Origin of the sequence: Salmonella sp. NW177 (assembly GCF_051811585.1) — a bacterium.
Lineage (GTDB): Bacteria > Pseudomonadota > Gammaproteobacteria > Enterobacterales > Enterobacteriaceae > Salmonella > Salmonella enterica.
In genome coordinates this window covers 119,541-137,324 of sequence record NZ_JAMMZV010000008.1, presented here as the reverse complement: position 1 = coordinate 137,324, position 17,784 = coordinate 119,541, and the positions used below count along the sequence as shown (strand labels likewise).

Genomic DNA, 17,784 nt, shown 5'->3' with positions numbered 1-17,784 from the left:
CTTAGTTGGCGTCAAAACGGAAGACATCTTCACAAGCCTGTTGTAACGCGCTGTCGCTTTGAATATTGCAGTTACGCGTCCAGCCGGTAATGCCGTTAGCATTGTCCCAGGCGGGCGTCATGATGACGCTAAGCCCGCTCAGACTCTCCTGGCCGGTAAGCGTGATGACGCCTTTTTCCACGCTCATGCCCGAAACATAACGGGTGATGACGGGCGAGGGGATACCGTTGACGCCCGCATCGCATGTGTTCGTCCCACCATGTTCCAGAGCGCAGAGTTCGACGGCAGTACGGTAGGGGACAAACGTTTGCAACATATCCGTCAGCGCCGCTTTACGCAGATAGTTCTGGTAAGCCGGAATGCCAATGGCGCTTAAAATGGCGATGATGCCAATAACGACCATCAGTTCGATAAGCGTGAAACCGCGTTGTTTTTCCATTGTTCGCTCCTTGAGTTAGCTGGCGCTACTGTGGCAAACGAGGAAAGAGCGGGCGAGCGGCAAAAGGTAAAACGGGAAGGCGGATTCTGAAGATTTTCGCTGCGTTACATGACACGGCAACGTTATTGCGAGGCGCTACGAATATTTTACCGAATCACGACGCGGATCTACGGACAGGTGATTTATAGACCCGACGGCGCAGCGCCATCGGGCGGAGAGGATCAGCAAAAACGCATGGAGAGATCGAGCGCGCGTACGTGCTTGGTCAGCGCGCCAACGGAGATGAAATCCACCCCGGTTTCAGCAAATTCGCGTAAGGTTTCCGCGGTGACGTTGCCGGATACTTCCAGCCGCGCCTGGCCGTTGACGCGTTTCACCGCCTCGCGCATCTGGTCGGTGTTGAAATTATCCAGCATGATAATATCCGCGCCTGCTTTCAGCGCATCGTCCAGTTCATCCAGATTTTCGACCTCGACTTCTACCGGCACGTCCGGATGTAGCCAGAACGCTTTTTCCACCGCCTGACGAACCGAACCGGAGGCGATAATATGGTTTTCTTTAATCAGGAACGCGTCAGTGAGGCCCAGACGATGATTGGCGCCGCCGCCGCATAAAACCGCATATTTGAGCGCGGTGCGCAGACCCGGCAGCGTTTTACGCGTGTCGAGCAATTGGGTTTGGGTGCCAGCCAGCAGTCCAACGTAGCGGCGTACTTCACTGGCGACGCCGGAAAGGGTCTGGACAAAGTTTAGCGCCGTGCGCTCGCCGGTCAGCAATACGCGAGCCGGGCCGTTCAGTTCAAACACTGTTTGGTTGGCGTGAATGGCGTCGCCGTCATCGACATGCCAGGTGAGGCGCACATCATCGCCCGCCAGTTGGATGAAGACCTCTTCAACCCAGCGCTTGCCGCAGAAAACGCCGTCTTCACGAGTGATCACCGTGGCATGGGCTTGCGTATCTGCCGGCAAAAGTTGCGCGGTGATATCGTTGCCAGCATCGACTTCTCCACCTAAATCTTCACGCAGCGACTGAGCAACGGCGGCAGGGATATCGAGATTAATGCGTTCCAGTAGCGCGTCACGTCGGTCGTCTGGGTTATAACGGCGAGGCGGCATGATAAAACTCCAAATTGCTAACGAATCATAAGGTAGAAACATGCTACTCTGAAGCAGCTATAAGCACCACTCAAAAGGAGACTCCGCATGTTGCCAGATAAGGGTTGGTTGGTAGAGGCGCGACGCGTCCCTTCTCCGCATTATGATTGCCGTCCGGATGACGAAAAACCGTCCTTGCTGGTGGTGCATAACATTAGCCTGCCCCCCGGCGAGTTTGGCGGTCCGTGGATCGATGCATTATTCACCGGAACGATAGATCCAGACGCCCATCCTTTTTTTGCAGAAATCGCTCATCTTCGTGTTTCGGCCCATTGTCTGATTCGTCGCGACGGTGAAATCGTCCAGTATGTGCCTTTTGATAAGCGTGCGTGGCATGCGGGCGTATCAAACTATCAGGGGCGGGAACGTTGTAATGATTTCTCCATTGGTATTGAGCTGGAGGGGACGGATACGCTGGCTTATACCGATGCGCAGTATCAGCAGCTAGCCGCCGTGACGCGCACGCTTATCGCTTGCTATCCGGCGATCGCCGACAATATGACCGGACACTGCAACATTGCGCCTGACCGCAAAACGGACCCTGGCCCTGCCTTTGACTGGCCGCGCTTTCGCGCTTTGGTAGCCCTCTCGTCGCACAAGGAGATGACATGACGCTGTTTACGACATTACTGGTGCTGATTGTCGAGCGCCTGTTTAAGCTGGGCGAGCACTGGCAGCTCGATCATCGGCTGGAGGCGCTATTCCGTCGGATTACGCATTTTTCGATGTTGCGCACGATGGGAATGACGGCGATCGCGATGGTGGTGACTTTTCTACTGCTCCAGGCGCTAAAAGGGCTGCTATTTAACGTGCCGACGCTGGTGGTGTGGATTCTCCTGGGCGTGCTGTGTATCGGCGCGGGCAAAGTGCGAGTACATTATCACGCCTGGCTGAAAGCGGCGTCCCGTAACGATCCGCATCCTTGCGAGGCGATGGCCAGCGAGCTTACGCTAATCCACGGCGTGCCGCCGGATTGTAATGAGCGTGAATTTTTGCGTGAGCTGCAAAATGCGTTGTTATGGATAAATTTCCGTTTTTACCTCGCACCGCTATTTTGGTTTATCGTTGGCGGTCCATGGGGGCCGGTAACGCTGGTGGGCTATGCGTTTTTACGGGCCTGGCAGACCTGGCTGGCGCGCTATCAGACGCCGCACCAACGTTTGCAATCCGGCATTGACGCTATTCTTCATGTGCTGGACTGGATTCCGGTACGTCTGGCGGGCGTAGTGTATGCATTACTGGGGCATGGCGAGAAAGCGTTGCCGGCCTGGTTTGCCTCGCTGGCGGATCTGCATACTTCGCAGTATCAGGTGCTCACACGTCTGGCGCAGTTCTCACTGGCGCGCGAACCGCATACTGACAAAGTAGAAACCCCCAAAGCGGCGGTATCGATGGCGAAGAAGGCCTCGTTTGTGGTGGTGGTGATTATTGCGTTGCTCACCATTTATGGGGCATTAGTGTAGCGTTGTGCCGATGGCGCTAACGCTTACCGGGCCTACAGGTTTTTCCATTGTAGGCCGCATAAGCGTTAGCGCCACCGGGCAGTGCAACGGCTTAGATCGTATCGGCTGGCGGCACGCCGAAATCAGGCATCCCGTTTTCGTCCCAGCGCACCCGTTTCAGACGCGTATGGCGGTTGGGATCGTACAACGGATCGCCTTCAATTTCGGTGTAATTTCTCGCGTGGTACACCAGTACATCTTCACCTTCCGGCGTTTGCGTAAAGCTGTTGTGTCCCGGCCCATACTGGCGATTTTCATAGCTGGTGGTAAAGACCGGGCGCGGTGATTTATGCCAGTTGGCCGGATCGCGCGGATCGTCGTTTACGTTAATCCACAGTAATCCCATACAGTAGTTTTCATCGGTGGCGCTGGCCGAATAGCTGATAAACAGCTTGTCGCCATGCACCACGACGGCCGGACCTTCGTTAACCCAAAAACCCCGACACTCCCAGTCGTACTCTGGCTTACTGAGCCTTACCGGCTCGCCTTTAATCGTCCACGGATTTTCCAGTTCAGCCAGATAAATATTTGAGTTACCGGCAATATCCGGCGCTTTTTGCGCCCACAGATACCACTGCTTTCCCTGATGATAAAAAGTGGTGGCATCGAGGGCGAAGGTATCAAACGGTGTTTTAATCTGACCTTTCTCCGTCCACTTGCCGGTGAGTGGGTCGGCATCGGCGCACTCCAGGGCAAACATGCGGTGCTGGAACATTCCCAGCTTATCAAGCGCTTGAGTATGGGTAGCGGCAAAATAGATGTACCACTTGCCGTTGATGCGGTGCATTTCCGGTGCCCAGATGAGCTGGCTCATCGGGCCGCTTTCCGGTTTGCGCCAGACGACAACGGGGTCGGCGGCGCGCAACCCTTCCAGCGAATTAGCCCGGCGGATTTCCAGCCTGTCATATTCCGGTACAGAGGCAATAAAGTAGTAATCGCTGCCGTCGCGTAAAATAAACGGATCGGCACGTTGTTCAATAAACGGGTTTGGCCAGTTTGCCATCAGGCTTTCCTTACGCTTTCAGCGGCGTTGAGCTCCTGCAACTCACTCAATTCGCGGTAATTAGTGCGACGTTTTTCCAAATCGTCCTGGATTTTTTTCATCAGTTCACGGTCAACTTTCAGCAGACGTACCACGCCTGCGGTAATCAGATAGCCAACGCCGGGGATAACGGTAAACAACAGCATAATACCGTTCATCGCCGAGGCGCTTTGCGCTTTGGCGCTGGCGTCATAACCGTACCAGGAGAGCAAAAAGCCGACCATCGCCCCGGCAATCGCCAGGCCCAGTTTCAGGAAGAACAGATTACCGGAGAAGCTAATACCGGTAATGCGTTTGCCGGTTTTCCATTCGCCGTAATCATCGACGTCCGCCATCAGCGACCAGTGCAACGGGGAAGGGATCTGATGCAGAATATTGAGCAGAAAGTAGAGCGCCACTATCATCACGGTAGCTTTCGGATCAAAGAAATAGAACGCGCAGGAGAAAATCGCCAGCGCGATATTGGTCCAGAAAAATACCTTCAATTTACACCAGCGATCGGTTAAGACTTTTGCCAGCATACTGCCGATCATCATACCGACCACGCCAAGGCTAATAAAAAGCGTAGCGAAATGGGTGCTTTGTCCCATCACCCAGGTGACGTAATACATGGTCGCCGCCATACGGATAAACCCCGGGCAGACGTTACATAAGGTCAATAGCAGAATGCGTACCCATTGATCGTTTTTCCACACGTCTTTGAAATCATTCTTCATATCATCGTGCGTCGGAACGGCAGGGCGAACGCGTTCGCGGACGCTGGCAAAGCAGAACAGAAACATACCCATGCCGATAATCGCCAGCACGGTCATCGCCAACTGATAGCCTTTGGCTTTGTCGCCGCCGCCAAACCAGTCCACCATCGGCAATAGCGTTAACGATAGCAACAGCGTCGCGATGCCGACTAACACGAAGCGATAAGCCTGACAGGCCACGCGCTCTTTTGGATCGTTGGTGATCACGCCGCCCAGTGAGCAATAGGGAATATTGATGGCGGTGTAGGTCACGGAAAGCAGAAAATAGGTGACGAAAGCATAGACAACTTTGCTGTTATAGCCCCAGTCCGGCGTCGTGAACATCAGAACGCTGAACAGCGCGTAGGGAAATGCAATCCACAGTAGCCAGGGGCGGAAACGACCATATTTACTTTGGGTACGATCGGCAAGCGCGCCCATCACCGGATCGGTAACGGCATCGATAACGCGTACTGAAAGGAGTAAAACACCGACTAACGCCGGGGCAAGACCAAAAATATCCGTATAAAAATAATTAACAAACAGCATGATAGCGCCAAAAATAATGTTACATCCGGCGTCGCCCATGCCATACCCGATTTTCTCTCTTACCGAAAGTCTGCCCTTATCCATTGAGACTTCTCCCCATCAGATGATGGCGGTAATTATTCGCCTGCGAGCTTTTATTTGCGTAGCAGGATCACGCCGCTGATATGGATAAAATGGTTATACGTGGGAAACTGTGAGGCAGATAACACCCTCCCCGGACGGGGAGGGCGGAAAAGTAACGCCACAATCAGTGGGCTTTCACCGTTTTTGCCGTTTTTTCTTTACACAGGTAGCCGACGCCCAGGATGAGCAGCCATACCGGAATCAGCCACACGGAGATCGCCATACCTGGCGTCATCAGCATAATGATCAATACTGCCGCCATAAACAGCAGGCAGAGAACGTTGCCGAACGGATAAAACAGGGCCGGGAAGCGGGTTTTCACGCCCTGCTGCTGTTTCGCGCGACGGAACATCATATGGGCAAGGCTAATCATCGCCCAGTTAATGACCAGCGCGGAGACCACCAGCGCCATCAGCAGTCCGAATGCGGACTCTGGGGCCAGGTAGTTGATCAGCACGCACAGCGCCGTCACGACGGCGGAAACCAAAATGGAGCTCACCGGCACGCCGCGTTTATCGACGTTCAGCAGCGCTTTCGGCGCATTTCCCTGCTGGGCCAGACCGAACAGCATACGGCTGTTGCAGTAAACGCAGCTGTTATAAACCGATAGCGCGGCGGTGAGAACCACGATATTCAGTGCATTGGCGACAAACGTATCGCCCAGCTCATGGAAGATAAGGACAAATGGGCTGGTATCGGCGGTGACGCGAGTCCATGGCAGCAGCGAAAGCAGAACCGCCAGCGAGCCGATATAAAAAATCAGGATGCGATAGATAACCTGATTAGTGGCTTTGGGGATGCTCTGTTCCGGGTTATCGGCTTCAGCGGCGGTGATCCCTACCAGCTCCAGTCCGCCGAACGAAAACATAATAATGGCCATCATCATCACCAGCCCGGTCCAGCCATGCGGCAGAAAGCCGCCCTGTTCCCACAGGTTGCGCACGGTGGCCTGCGGACCAGCGGTATCGCTAAAGAGTAACCACGCGCCGAACAGAATCATAGCGATGACGGCGATCACTTTAATAATGGCGAACCAAAACTCCATCTCACCGAACACTTTAACGTTGGTCAGGTTGATGGCGTTGATAATCACAAAGAAGGCTGCCGCAGAAGCCCAGGTGGGGATCTCCGGATACCAGAACTGGATATATTTACCCACTGCGGTCAGTTCCGCCATGGCAACTAATACGTACAGCACCCAGTAGTTCCAGCCGGAAGCGAATCCGGCAAAGCCGCCCCAGTATTTATAGGCGAAGTGGCTAAAAGAGCCGGCGACCGGTTCTTCAACCACCATCTCTCCCAGCTGGCGCATAATCAGAAAGGCAATAAAGCCTGCAATCGCATAGCCCAGGATAATTCCTGGCCCCGCCGACTGAATAACGGAGGCGCTTCCCAGGAACAAGCCTGTCCCTATCGCGCCGCCCAATGCGATAAGCTGAATATGGCGGTTTTTCAGGCCGCGCTTGAGCTGCTCGCCGTGCTGCTGACTGTCCATCATAAAACCTCGTGTATCGGGCGCGGTTTATTCATAACGCGCTTATTTTGAACGATGCAGTAGTGCGTGTGTAAGTTTGCAATTCCGCTTTTTGTATTAATTTATTTACAGATTCGTTTTTTTAAATGTCACTTCAACTCTTTCGTCTTGATCAGAATAATGGTATGTGGCCGCGAATGCACCTGCTTTGTGCAGGGGTGATGACGAGTTGCGTAAAAAGAAAGCACTTGTAAATACCTCCTTTTATTTTCCCTTGCAGAGGTTAATTTATTTCTATTCATTATTTATGCATAAAAATGCATTTAATCTGCTGTTGAATCGGTTCAGATGAGATTTTTTGTCGTTTAAAATACGTTAAATCTACCTCCTGGTGGGTAAATTTAACATTTGTGCACAGTTACAGTTTTGAAACATGATTTCTGTAAAATTGTTAAAATGTGCCTCCTTTACTGATTTCAATCAAAACCTGTATGGACAGAAGGTGAATACTTTGTTACTTTAGCGTCACAGACATGAAATTGGTAAGACCAATTGACTCCGGGCAAATGGCTTAAGACAGGAAATCATGGCCTACAGCAAAATCCGCCAACCAAAACTCTCCGATGTGATCGAGCAGCAGCTGGAGTTTTTAATCCTTGAGGGGACATTGCGTCCCGGAGAAAAACTCCCACCGGAACGTGAACTGGCAAAACAGTTCGACGTCTCCCGTCCCTCCTTGCGCGAGGCGATTCAACGTCTCGAAGCGAAGGGATTGTTGCTTCGTCGCCAGGGCGGCGGAACCTTCGTGCAGAGCAGCCTGTGGCAGAGCTTTAGCGACCCGCTGGTGGAACTGCTCTCCGATCACCCTGAATCCCAGTTTGACCTGCTCGAAACGCGCCATGCGCTGGAAGGCATTGCGGCTTATTACGCGGCGCTGCGCAGCACCGACGAAGATAAAGACCGTATTCGCGAGCTGCACCATGCCATTGAGCTGGCGCAAGAGTCCGGCGATCTGGATGCCGAGTCCGAAGCCGTGCTCCAGTATCAAATCGCCGTCACCGAAGCGGCGCACAACGTGGTATTGCTTCATCTGCTAAGGTGTATGGAGCCGATGCTGGCGCAAAACGTGCGGCAGAACTTCGAATTGCTGTATGCGCGTCGGGAGATGCTGCCGCTGGTGAGTACGCATCGCACCCGTATATTTGAAGCCATTATGGCCGGAAAACCAGAAGAAGCGCGTGAAGCGTCACACCGCCATCTGGCGTTTATCGAAGAGATTATGTTGGACAGAAGCCGTGAGGAGAGCCGTCGTGAACGCGCTTTACGCCGTCTGGAGCAGCGCAAGAATTAGTTTTTTCTGGCAGAACGTTAACCAGAAGATGTTGTGAATAACGCGCAAAAATGTGCGCGGCAACTAAACGCAGAACCTGTCTTATTAAGCTTTCTGACGAAAGTTTAATGGGACAGGTTCCAGATAACTCAACGTATTAGATAGATAAGGAATACCCCCATGTCAGAACGTTTCCAAAATGACGTGGATCCGATCGAAACTCGCGACTGGCTACAGGCGATCGAATCGGTCATCCGTGAAGAAGGTGTTGAGCGCGCTCAGTATCTGATTGACCAACTGCTTTCTGAAGCTCGTAAAGGCGGCGTGAAAGTCGCGGCAGGCGCAGGGGCCAGTAATTACATCAACACTATTGCCGTTGAAGACGAACCGGAATACCCGGGCAATCTGGAGCTGGAACGTCGCATTCGTTCTGCTATCCGCTGGAACGCCATCATGACCGTGCTGCGCGCGTCTAAAAAAGACCTTGAGTTGGGCGGCCACATGGCGTCCTTCCAGTCTTCCGCCACGATCTATGATGTCTGTTTCAACCATTTCTTCCGTGCGCGCAACGAACAGGATGGCGGCGATCTGGTGTACTTCCAGGGCCACATCTCTCCGGGCATCTACGCTCGCGCGTTCCTGGAAGGTCGTCTGACCCAGGAACAGATGGATAACTTCCGTCAGGAAGTGCATGGCAATGGCCTCTCTTCCTATCCGCACCCGAAACTGATGCCGGAATTCTGGCAGTTCCCGACCGTCTCTATGGGTCTGGGCCCAATCGGTGCTATCTACCAGGCGAAATTCCTGAAATATCTGGAACACCGCGGCCTGAAAGATACCTCTAAACAGACCGTTTACGCCTTCCTCGGCGACGGCGAGATGGACGAGCCGGAATCCAAAGGCGCGATCACCATCGCCACCCGTGAAAAACTGGACAACCTGGTCTTTGTTATCAACTGTAACCTGCAGCGTCTTGACGGCCCGGTCACCGGTAACGGCAAGATTGTTAACGAACTGGAAGGCATCTTTGCAGGTGCTGGCTGGAACGTTATCAAAGTCATGTGGGGCGGTCGTTGGGATGAGCTGCTGCGTAAAGACACCAGCGGTAAACTGATCCAACTGATGAACGAAACCGTTGACGGCGACTACCAGACCTTCAAATCCAAAGACGGCGCTTACGTGCGTGAGCACTTCTTCGGTAAATATCCGGAAACCGCCGCGCTGGTGGCCGACTGGACTGACGAGCAGATTTGGGCGCTGAACCGTGGTGGTCACGATCCGAAGAAAGTCTACGCGGCACTGAAAAAAGCGCAGGAAACCAAAGGCAAAGCGACGGTAATCCTGGCCCATACCATTAAAGGTTACGGCATGGGCGACACCGCGGAAGGTAAAAACATCGCTCACCAGGTTAAGAAAATGAACATGGACGGCGTGCGTTACGTCCGCGATCGTTTCAACGTGCCGGTTGCCGATGCTGATCTCGAAAAACTGCCGTACATTACCTTCCCGGAAGGTTCTGAAGAACACAAATACCTGCATGAACGCCGTCAGGCGCTGCATGGCTACCTGCCAAGCCGTCAGCCGAACTTCACCGAGAAGTTAGAGCTGCCTCAACTTTCAGATTTCGGCGCGCTGCTGGAAGAGCAAAGTAAAGAGATTTCCACTACGATCGCTTTCGTGCGTGCCCTGAACGTGATGCTGAAGAACAAGTCGATCAAAGATCGTCTGGTTCCGATCATCGCCGACGAAGCGCGTACTTTCGGTATGGAAGGTCTGTTCCGTCAGATTGGTATCTACAGCCCGAACGGCCAGCAGTACACCCCGCAGGACCGTGAGCAGGTTGCTTACTACAAAGAAGACGAGAAAGGCCAGATTCTGCAGGAAGGTATCAACGAGCTGGGCGCAGGCGCATCCTGGCTGGCTGCGGCGACCTCTTACAGCACCAACGATCTGCCGATGATCCCGTTCTACATCTACTACTCTATGTTCGGGTTCCAGCGTATCGGCGACCTGTGCTGGCAGGCTGGCGACCAGCAGGCTCGCGGCTTCCTGATCGGCGGGACTTCCGGTCGTACTACGCTGAACGGCGAAGGTCTGCAGCACGAAGATGGTCACAGCCACATTCAGTCGCTGACTATCCCGAACTGTATCTCTTACGACCCGGCTTACGCTTACGAAGTGGCTGTCATCATGCATGATGGTCTGGAGCGTATGTACGGTGAGAAACAAGAGAACGTTTACTACTACATCACCACCCTGAACGAAAACTACCACATGCCGGCCATGCCAGCAGGTGCCGAGGAAGGTATCCGTAAAGGTATCTACAAACTCGAAACCCTTGAAGGTAGCAAAGGTAAAGTTCAGCTGCTGGGCTCCGGTTCTATCCTGCGTCATGTGCGTGAAGCAGCACAGATCCTGGCGAAAGACTACGGCGTAGGTTCTGACGTGTACAGCGTAACCTCCTTCACCGAACTGGCGCGTGATGGTCAGGATTGTGAACGCTGGAACATGCTGCACCCGCTGGAAACCCCGCGCGTACCGTACATCGCTCAGGTGATGAACGACGCTCCGGCTGTAGCATCTACTGACTATATGAAACTGTTCGCCGAGCAGGTTCGTACTTACGTACCGGCTGACGACTATCGCGTACTGGGTACGGATGGCTTCGGTCGTTCCGACAGCCGTGAGAACCTGCGTCACCACTTCGAAGTTGATGCTTCTTATGTGGTTGTCGCAGCGCTGGGCGAACTGGCTAAACGTGGCGAAATCGACAAGAAAGTGGTAGCGGATGCGATTACCAAATTCAACATCGATGCAGATAAAGTTAACCCGCGTCTGGCGTAAGAGGTAAAAGAATAATGGCTATCGAAATCAAAGTACCGGACATCGGGACAGATGAAGTTGAAATCACCGAGATTCTGGTCAAAGTGGGCGACAAAGTGGAAGCTGAACAGTCGCTGATCACCGTAGAAGGCGACAAAGCCTCTATGGAAGTCCCGTCTCCGCAGGCTGGCGTCGTGAAAGAGATCAAAGTCTCTGTCGGCGACAAAACCGAGACCGGTGCACTTATTATGATTTTCGATTCCGCCGACGGTGCAGCCGACGCTGCACCTGCTAAGGCAGAAGAGAAGAAAGAAGCGGCTCCGGTAGCAGCACCTGCTGCGGCAGCGGCGAAAGACGTTCACGTTCCGGATATCGGCAGTGACGAAGTTGAAGTGACTGAAGTGATGGTGAAAGTGGGCGACACCGTAGAAGCTGAACAGTCGCTGATCACCGTAGAAGGCGACAAGGCCTCAATGGAAGTGCCGGCGCCGTTCGCGGGCACCGTGAAAGAGATCAAAGTGAACACCGGCGACAAAGTATCTACCGGCTCTCTGATTATGGTCTTCGAAGTGGCGGGTGAAGCAGGCGCAGCAGCACCAGCGAAAGCGGAAGCCGCTCCGGCTGCGGCTGCTCCAGCAGCAGCGACGGGCGTGAAAGACGTTAACGTACCGGATATCGGCGGCGACGAAGTTGAAGTCACCGAAGTGATGGTCAAAGTCGGCGATAAAGTTGCCGCTGAACAGTCGCTGATCACCGTCGAAGGCGACAAGGCCTCTATGGAAGTGCCTGCGCCGTTCGCGGGCACCGTGAAAGAAATCAAAATCAGCACCGGCGATAAAGTGAAAACCGGTTCTCTGATTATGGTCTTCGAAGTAGAAGGCGCAGCGCCTGCGGCCGCTCCGGCTAAACAGGAAGCGGCGGCACCGGCTCCGGCGGCGAAAGCTGAGAAGCCTGCTGCCCCTGCAGCCAAAGCCGAAGGCAAGTCTGAGTTCGCTGAAAACGACGCGTACGTTCACGCTACCCCGCTGATTCGCCGTCTGGCGCGCGAGTTTGGCGTCAACCTGGCGAAAGTGAAAGGCACCGGTCGTAAAGGCCGTATTCTGCGCGAAGACGTTCAGGCGTACGTGAAAGACGCAATCAAACGCGCGGAAGCTGCGCCGGCTGCTGCGGGCGGTGGTATCCCGGGTATGCTGCCGTGGCCGAAAGTGGACTTCAGCAAGTTTGGTGAAGTTGAAGAAGTGGAACTGGGCCGTATCCAGAAAATCTCTGGCGCGAATCTGAGCCGTAACTGGGTGATGATCCCGCACGTTACGCACTTCGACAAAACCGATATCACCGATCTGGAAGCGTTCCGTAAACAGCAGAACGCCGAAGCTGAGAAGCGCAAACTGGATGTGAAATACACGCCAGTGGTCTTCATCATGAAAGCGGTTGCCGCTGCTCTGGAACAGATGCCGCGCTTCAACAGCTCTCTGTCCGAAGACGGTCAGCGTCTGACCCTGAAAAAATATATCAACATCGGCGTGGCGGTTGATACCCCGAATGGCCTGGTGGTTCCGGTCTTTAAAGACGTGAATAAGAAGAGCGTGACCGAGCTGTCTCGCGAACTGACCACCATCTCCAAAAAAGCGCGTGATGGTAAGCTGACCGCTGGCGAAATGCAGGGTGGTTGCTTCACTATCTCCAGCATCGGCGGCCTGGGAACTACCCACTTCGCGCCGATTGTCAACGCGCCGGAAGTGGCTATCCTCGGCGTTTCTAAGTCGGCGATGGAACCGGTGTGGAATGGGAAAGAGTTTGTGCCCCGTCTGATGATGCCTATCTCTCTTTCCTTCGACCACCGTGTGATCGATGGTGCTGATGGTGCGCGTTTCATTACCATTATCAACAATATGTTGTCTGACATTCGCCGTCTGGTGATGTAATGAAAAAGCCGGCCCGACGGCCGGCTTTTTTTTGATAATCTCATGTATTTTGTGAGGTTATTAGCGAAAGCGATAATTCGTGATCCGTTTGTTGTTTCAAAATTGTTAACAATTTTGTAAGATACGGGCGGATAGAACGACCCGGTGGATGATGGGCGATCAAGTACCCCGGACCGCCGGATACAAATAAAGAGGTCATGATGAGTACTGAAATCAAAACTCAGGTCGTGGTACTTGGGGCGGGCCCGGCAGGCTATTCTGCCGCTTTCCGTTGCGCTGATTTAGGTCTGGAAACCGTAATTGTAGAACGTTACAGCACCCTTGGCGGTGTTTGTCTGAACGTCGGCTGTATCCCTTCTAAAGCGCTGCTGCACGTAGCAAAAGTTATCGAAGAAGCCAAAGCGCTGGCTGAACACGGTATCGTCTTCGGTGAGCCGAAAACCGATATCGACAAGATTCGTACCTGGAAAGAGAAAGTGATCACGCAGCTGACCGGCGGTCTGGCTGGTATGGCCAAAGGCCGTAAAGTGAAAGTGGTCAACGGTCTGGGTAAATTCACCGGGGCGAACACCCTGGAAGTTGAAGGCGAAAACGGCAAAACCGTGATCAACTTCGACAACGCGATTATCGCGGCAGGTTCTCGTCCGATCCAATTACCGTTTATTCCGCATGAAGACCCGCGCGTATGGGATTCTACCGACGCTCTGGAACTGAAAGAAGTGCCGAAGCGTATGCTGGTCATGGGCGGCGGTATCATCGGTCTGGAAATGGGTACCGTATACCACGCGCTGGGTTCAGAGATTGACGTGGTTGAAATGTTCGACCAGGTTATCCCGGCGGCTGATAAAGACATCGTTAAAGTCTTCACCAAGCGCATCAGCAAGAAATTCAACCTGATGCTGGAAACCAAAGTAACTGCCGTTGAAGCGAAAGAAGACGGTATCTACGTTTCGATGGAAGGCAAAAAAGCCCCGGCTGAAGCGCAGCGCTATGATGCGGTTCTGGTGGCGATCGGTCGTGTGCCGAACGGTAAAAACCTCGACGCGGGCAAAGCAGGCGTGGAAGTTGACGACCGTGGCTTTATCCGCGTCGACAAACAGCTGCGCACCAACGTGCCGCACATCTTCGCTATCGGCGATATCGTCGGTCAGCCGATGCTGGCGCATAAAGGCGTTCACGAAGGCCACGTTGCCGCTGAAGTTATCGCCGGGAAGAAACACTACTTCGATCCGAAGGTTATCCCGTCTATCGCGTACACCGAGCCAGAAGTGGCATGGGTTGGCCTGACCGAGAAAGAAGCGAAAGAAAAAGGCATCAGCTATGAAACCGCCACCTTCCCGTGGGCAGCTTCTGGCCGTGCTATCGCTTCTGACTGCGCAGACGGTATGACCAAACTGATTTTCGACAAAGAATCTCACCGCGTGATCGGCGGGGCGATTGTCGGCACCAACGGCGGCGAGCTGCTGGGTGAAATCGGTCTGGCGATCGAAATGGGCTGTGATGCGGAAGACATCGCGCTGACCATTCATGCGCACCCGACGTTGCACGAGTCCGTCGGTCTGGCTGCTGAAGTGTTCGAAGGTAGTATTACCGACCTGCCGAACCCGAAAGCGAAGAAGAAATAATCTTCTGTAGGTGCCAATGCGCCACCCGATACAAAAAAGCGGCTTTACAGCCGCTTTTTTTATGCATGGCAAATCAGATGTGTCAAATGATGGCGAAGGATAACGAAACCGCAAAATTTATCTTTTCCGCAGCAGTACGTTTTTCAAAGCTTATGCCGTCGGTAGTGCCTTTGTCTGTCATTTTCGACCAACTAATTGTTTCATAAGAAATACCTCTCCTTACTTTGTCATCACCCTGAAATTAGTAACGCTATAAAATAATAGCGAGCTAATTATGAGGTTTGATATATGAAACTTTTTCTGACAACAGCAGCGCTAACCGCGACGTTGGTTTCCGGCATGGCATTTGCCAGCGATCCCGTCATCCCCTGGGCGACTAACAGCGGTGGTACGGAAAGTACGCATATTGCGGCAATGGGCGAGGATTTGAATGCGCAGCATCAGCAGATCACCCACACGCATGAAGGCGTATGGGCGGCCAATTCCGGCAGCATTCAGGCTGATGAAGCCGCGCTGACCAGCAACAAGCCGCCGGTACAAGGCCACCCGGAATTAATGCCGCATCAGGGCTAATGATCACGGCCTGGCGATAACGCCAGGCGCTTACGGGTTATTCGGCGACCTGCCATTGCGCGTCTGGCGCAAAACGCGTGATAGCCTGAACTTTACTCTCCGTCTCCTTGCCTAAATCCGCCTGATAAATACGATCGTCCTGGTTGACCATAAAACTCATCACCCCGGTTTCGCCGTAATGCATCGGCCAGGCCAGAAGCGCCGCGCCGTGACCGTCGTTATCGCTGATAATACGGAAATGGTAGCCGTGATAGCCCTCGTCTGGCGCTGCGGGGCTAAAGTTTGGGCCTAACGGACTGGGGACGTCGCCTGCTTTGGTTGGCCAGTACAGGCCATCTTTTTGGCCTTCGCTACTGATTATCCTGTGCGCCCAGCGATGGTTTTGTAAGTAATAATCCTGCTGCGCATCAACGTAAGCATGCATGGCCTGTAAGGTAGAAAGTTCATTTCGCCCAATAGTACGGGTGAGGATCTCATTCCCGGCTGCCGCCATATCAAAGCGCCAGCCGCCAGTCTCTTTCACCATGGGCACCGGGAGCTGCCAGTCTTCTCGTCCGACATTCAGGTGCGCCGTATTGTCTTTTTGTACAATGCCATGGCCTTCGCGCCAGTCACGATTGAAGCGGGCCACGGCCTCGGGATCGGCACCTTCCGGCGGCAGAAATTGCCGCCAGTCATCGCCCAGTAGCGCGGTAAGCTGCGTTTCGTTTTTTCCGGCTACCGCCGCGGCGAAGGCGCTGGCGGCCGCTTCCGGGGAGGGGAACCGTTCCTGCGCGTAGCCCAGCAAGGGTAACGACAGTAACAGAGCGCTTAACATAACCTTTTTCATTATCTGCTCCGGTTAACGGCGATGAAATTCATGATGTTCAGAAAAATGTTCCCGCGCGGCGGCGCGTTGCTCGGTGTTTAAGTGACTGCCGCGACGGCTTTCCAGGCCGCGTAGCTGTTGCGATTGCCATGACGGCGATCGACTGTCGTTCCCGCTAAACACATTGGCGTGCATATTCTGGCGAAATGCCTGACGCTGCTGCGGCGTAGAGGATTCAATACGCTGGCGGGCGGTGTCTCTCTGCTGTTGTGAAACAGGGTGCTGCTGGGCTTTAGCCTTCAGCTCGGAACGATGCTGCTGCGTGGTGGATTTATTCAGTGTCTGCTGCGCCGCCTCGCGACGACTGCTGTTTTGTGTTCCGTCATAGCCACGGTAATTATTACGCTGGGCAATTTGATTTAACTGCTGCGATGCCGCTTTGCGCTGTCTATCGCGGGATGTCTCGCCTGACAGGTTAGCGGGTGATGTATGGCTGCGCTGTTGGAATTGCGTCATGGCCGCCTGGCGCTGACTGTCGCGAGACACTGGCGCTTGCTGCGTTGCGCTTAACCCGCCGCTAACATTGGTGGGATGGAACCGTTGCGCAACGGTATTATTCGGATAGGGGACGCCATTGCGCCAGGCGGGATTATGCTGCCAGCCCATCGTTTGGCCCGGCAGGTTTTGCCCAGATATCCGGTTGAAATTATTGACATTGATGTTGATATTATCGCCATTATGTTGATAACCGTTACCACCATGATGGTAATCATCATCATGATGGTCGTCGTCATGGTGGTGATGATCGTCGTCATCCCAGTCTATGCTGCTGAACAACGCATAGGTGGTAGCGACGCCCAGACTATAACCAAAACCTTTAACAAAACTATCGGCAAACTGCTGCCCCGGAGGGGGCGGTAAATACACCGGCGGATAAGCGGTATTGGGCCAGGCGCCATACACCGTCGCGGGGTTATAGTTCGGCACGTACACCACCTGCGGATTCGCGGGTTCAATTTTGATGACGGTCGACGGTGTCGCTGGCGTACTGGCGGATGTGGTGGTGGTTGTTGTCGTCGTGACGGCGGTAGAAGCGCTGGACTTCGGCACGCTGGTGACGGTTTGCTGCGGCGTTGATTTTAGCGAACCGGTTTGTTGAGCGAGCAGACGCAACCTTTGCACCGCATCCATCACATCCTGTGGCTGGGCTAAGAACGCATCGCCCAGGTTTTGCACCCATTGCGGATTCTCGCCCATAAGCGCCATCAACTGGGGAAAGGCGACCAGCGATTTGACGCTGGGGTCCCACGGTTGGCTGGCCACCGCCTGAATAGCGGCATCGCCCTGCAGCGTGGGGTTATCTCGCGACCACTGGACGGCCTGAACCACGTTCGCCGGGTAGGTGGAGGCCATGAGCACCTGCGACAGCAGGGCATCGGGATAAAGCGCGACAGGCGCGACCCATTGATCGATTTGCGCAGTGGTAAAGGTCGTTTTCGCGACAGGCGCGGGCACAGCGGTCTGCGTTTGCTCAGGGGCGGGAGCTGCCGCCTGCGCGGGCGCTTCGGGAGCGCGGCTTTTAACATACAGTACGCCCGAAGCGGCAAATAACCCGGCACTGCACACAAGGGCAATGAGATGGGGTTTAAAGGGCAACGTCATTTTATCTCTCCCGATTCCAGA

Annotated in this window: 14 protein-coding genes; 7 read left to right on the top strand and 7 right to left on the bottom strand. The window is 54.0% G+C overall.

What is annotated here, in order from left to right:
• Nucleotide 1: 1 nt before the first annotated feature.
• Together ppdD and nadC are read right to left on the bottom strand one after the other, a co-directional pair.
• Nucleotides 2-439 (bottom strand): prepilin peptidase-dependent pilin, encoded by a 438-nt coding sequence (ppdD, locus tag NA986_RS20440; RefSeq protein ID WP_000414982.1) that lies wholly within the window; start codon nucleotides 437-439, stop codon nucleotides 2-4.
• Between the two features lie 221 nt (nucleotides 440-660).
• A complete protein-coding gene (gene nadC, locus NA986_RS20435; RefSeq protein WP_023216321.1) occupies nucleotides 661-1,554 on the bottom strand; it encodes a carboxylating nicotinate-nucleotide diphosphorylase in 894 nt (297 codons plus the stop codon).
• 87 nt (nucleotides 1,555-1,641) lie between these two features.
• Here nadC and ampD point away from each other — a divergent pair, with 87 nt between their 5' ends.
• Complete coding sequence (gene ampD / locus NA986_RS20430) at nucleotides 1,642-2,205, top strand: 1,6-anhydro-N-acetylmuramyl-L-alanine amidase AmpD (RefSeq protein WP_000936326.1); 564 nt, start codon at nucleotides 1,642-1,644, stop codon at nucleotides 2,203-2,205.
• Nucleotides 2,202-3,056: a beta-lactamase regulator AmpE gene (gene ampE, locus NA986_RS20425; protein ID WP_000172039.1), complete on the top strand. Its 855-nt coding sequence runs from the start codon at nucleotides 2,202-2,204 to the stop codon at nucleotides 3,054-3,056. The genes ampD and ampE overlap by 4 nt, the downstream gene beginning before the upstream one ends.
• A gap of 91 nt (nucleotides 3,057-3,147) precedes the next feature.
• On the opposite strand, the gene NA986_RS20420 is transcribed toward ampE, so the two are convergent.
• From NA986_RS20420 to aroP, 3 genes are all read right to left on the bottom strand, one after another.
• Nucleotides 3,148-4,098: a glycoside hydrolase family 43 protein gene (locus NA986_RS20420; RefSeq protein ID WP_000024778.1), complete on the bottom strand. Its 951-nt coding sequence runs from the start codon at nucleotides 4,096-4,098 to the stop codon at nucleotides 3,148-3,150.
• Nucleotides 4,098-5,504, bottom strand: a complete 1,407-nt coding sequence (locus NA986_RS20415; protein ID WP_000357540.1) for a glycoside-pentoside-hexuronide (GPH):cation symporter — start codon at nucleotides 5,502-5,504, stop codon at nucleotides 4,098-4,100. The genes NA986_RS20420 and NA986_RS20415 overlap by 1 nt, the downstream gene beginning before the upstream one ends.
• A 163-nt stretch (nucleotides 5,505-5,667) precedes the next feature.
• The gene (gene aroP, locus NA986_RS20410; RefSeq protein ID WP_094445120.1) at nucleotides 5,668-7,041 is read right to left on the bottom strand and encodes an aromatic amino acid transporter AroP; all 1,374 of its coding nucleotides are present in this window, start codon (nucleotides 7,039-7,041) and stop codon (nucleotides 5,668-5,670) included.
• Between the two features lie 562 nt (nucleotides 7,042-7,603).
• Here aroP and pdhR point away from each other — a divergent pair.
• The 5 genes from pdhR to NA986_RS20385 all read left to right on the top strand — a co-directional run bounded on the left by pdhR (nucleotide 7,604) and on the right by NA986_RS20385 (nucleotide 15,293).
• Nucleotides 7,604-8,368 carry a pyruvate dehydrogenase complex transcriptional repressor PdhR gene (pdhR, locus tag NA986_RS20405; RefSeq protein WP_000331771.1) on the top strand — a complete coding sequence of 255 codons (765 nt, stop codon included), beginning with the start codon at nucleotides 7,604-7,606 and terminating at the stop codon, nucleotides 8,366-8,368.
• Between the two features lie 159 nt (nucleotides 8,369-8,527).
• Entirely contained in the window at nucleotides 8,528-11,191 is a 2,664-nt protein-coding gene (aceE, locus tag NA986_RS20400; protein WP_000003852.1) for a pyruvate dehydrogenase (acetyl-transferring), homodimeric type, read from the top strand.
• Between the two features lie 14 nt (nucleotides 11,192-11,205).
• Nucleotides 11,206-13,095: a pyruvate dehydrogenase complex dihydrolipoyllysine-residue acetyltransferase gene (gene aceF / locus NA986_RS20395; RefSeq protein WP_023216320.1), complete on the top strand. Its 1,890-nt coding sequence runs from the start codon at nucleotides 11,206-11,208 to the stop codon at nucleotides 13,093-13,095.
• Nucleotides 13,096-13,295: 200 nt separating this feature from the next.
• Nucleotides 13,296-14,720, top strand: a complete 1,425-nt coding sequence (lpdA, locus tag NA986_RS20390) for a dihydrolipoyl dehydrogenase (RefSeq protein ID WP_001537804.1) — start codon at nucleotides 13,296-13,298, stop codon at nucleotides 14,718-14,720.
• 288 nt (nucleotides 14,721-15,008) lie between these two features.
• The gene (locus tag NA986_RS20385) at nucleotides 15,009-15,293 is read left to right on the top strand and encodes a hypothetical protein (protein WP_017465627.1); all 285 of its coding nucleotides are present in this window, start codon (nucleotides 15,009-15,011) and stop codon (nucleotides 15,291-15,293) included.
• Between the two features lie 37 nt (nucleotides 15,294-15,330).
• Here the strand turns inward: NA986_RS20385 and NA986_RS20380 are convergent, their stop codons facing one another.
• Nucleotides 15,331-16,122 carry a DUF2950 family protein gene (locus tag NA986_RS20380; RefSeq protein WP_023216319.1) on the bottom strand — a complete coding sequence of 264 codons (792 nt, stop codon included), beginning with the start codon at nucleotides 16,120-16,122 and terminating at the stop codon, nucleotides 15,331-15,333.
• A 12-nt stretch (nucleotides 16,123-16,134) separates the two neighbouring features.
• Complete coding sequence (locus NA986_RS20375) at nucleotides 16,135-17,763, bottom strand: DUF3300 domain-containing protein (RefSeq protein WP_023216318.1); 1,629 nt, start codon at nucleotides 17,761-17,763, stop codon at nucleotides 16,135-16,137.
• Between the last annotated feature and the right edge of the window lie 21 nt (nucleotides 17,764-17,784).

Bases quoted from the DNA above. Each gene is read 5' to 3' on its own strand.
- ppdD (WP_000414982.1), bottom strand. From the start codon at position 439: ATGGAAAAACAACGCGGTTTCACGCTTATCGAACTGATGGTCGTTATT.
- nadC (WP_023216321.1), bottom strand. From the start codon at position 1,554: ATGCCGCCTCGCCGTTATAACCCAGACGACCGACGTGACGCGCTACTG.
- ampD (WP_000936326.1), top strand. From the start codon at position 1,642: ATGTTGCCAGATAAGGGTTGGTTGGTAGAGGCGCGACGCGTCCCTTCT.
- ampE (WP_000172039.1), top strand. From the start codon at position 2,202: ATGACGCTGTTTACGACATTACTGGTGCTGATTGTCGAGCGCCTGTTT.
- NA986_RS20420 (WP_000024778.1), bottom strand. From the start codon at position 4,098: ATGGCAAACTGGCCAAACCCGTTTATTGAACAACGTGCCGATCCGTTT.
- NA986_RS20415 (WP_000357540.1), bottom strand. From the start codon at position 5,504: ATGGATAAGGGCAGACTTTCGGTAAGAGAGAAAATCGGGTATGGCATG.
- aroP (WP_094445120.1), bottom strand. From the start codon at position 7,041: ATGATGGACAGTCAGCAGCACGGCGAGCAGCTCAAGCGCGGCCTGAAA.
- pdhR (WP_000331771.1), top strand. From the start codon at position 7,604: ATGGCCTACAGCAAAATCCGCCAACCAAAACTCTCCGATGTGATCGAG.
- aceE (WP_000003852.1), top strand. From the start codon at position 8,528: ATGTCAGAACGTTTCCAAAATGACGTGGATCCGATCGAAACTCGCGAC.
- aceF (WP_023216320.1), top strand. From the start codon at position 11,206: ATGGCTATCGAAATCAAAGTACCGGACATCGGGACAGATGAAGTTGAA.
- lpdA (WP_001537804.1), top strand. From the start codon at position 13,296: ATGAGTACTGAAATCAAAACTCAGGTCGTGGTACTTGGGGCGGGCCCG.
- NA986_RS20385 (WP_017465627.1), top strand. From the start codon at position 15,009: ATGAAACTTTTTCTGACAACAGCAGCGCTAACCGCGACGTTGGTTTCC.
- NA986_RS20380 (WP_023216319.1), bottom strand. From the start codon at position 16,122: ATGAAAAAGGTTATGTTAAGCGCTCTGTTACTGTCGTTACCCTTGCTG.
- NA986_RS20375 (WP_023216318.1), bottom strand. From the start codon at position 17,763: ATGACGTTGCCCTTTAAACCCCATCTCATTGCCCTTGTGTGCAGTGCC.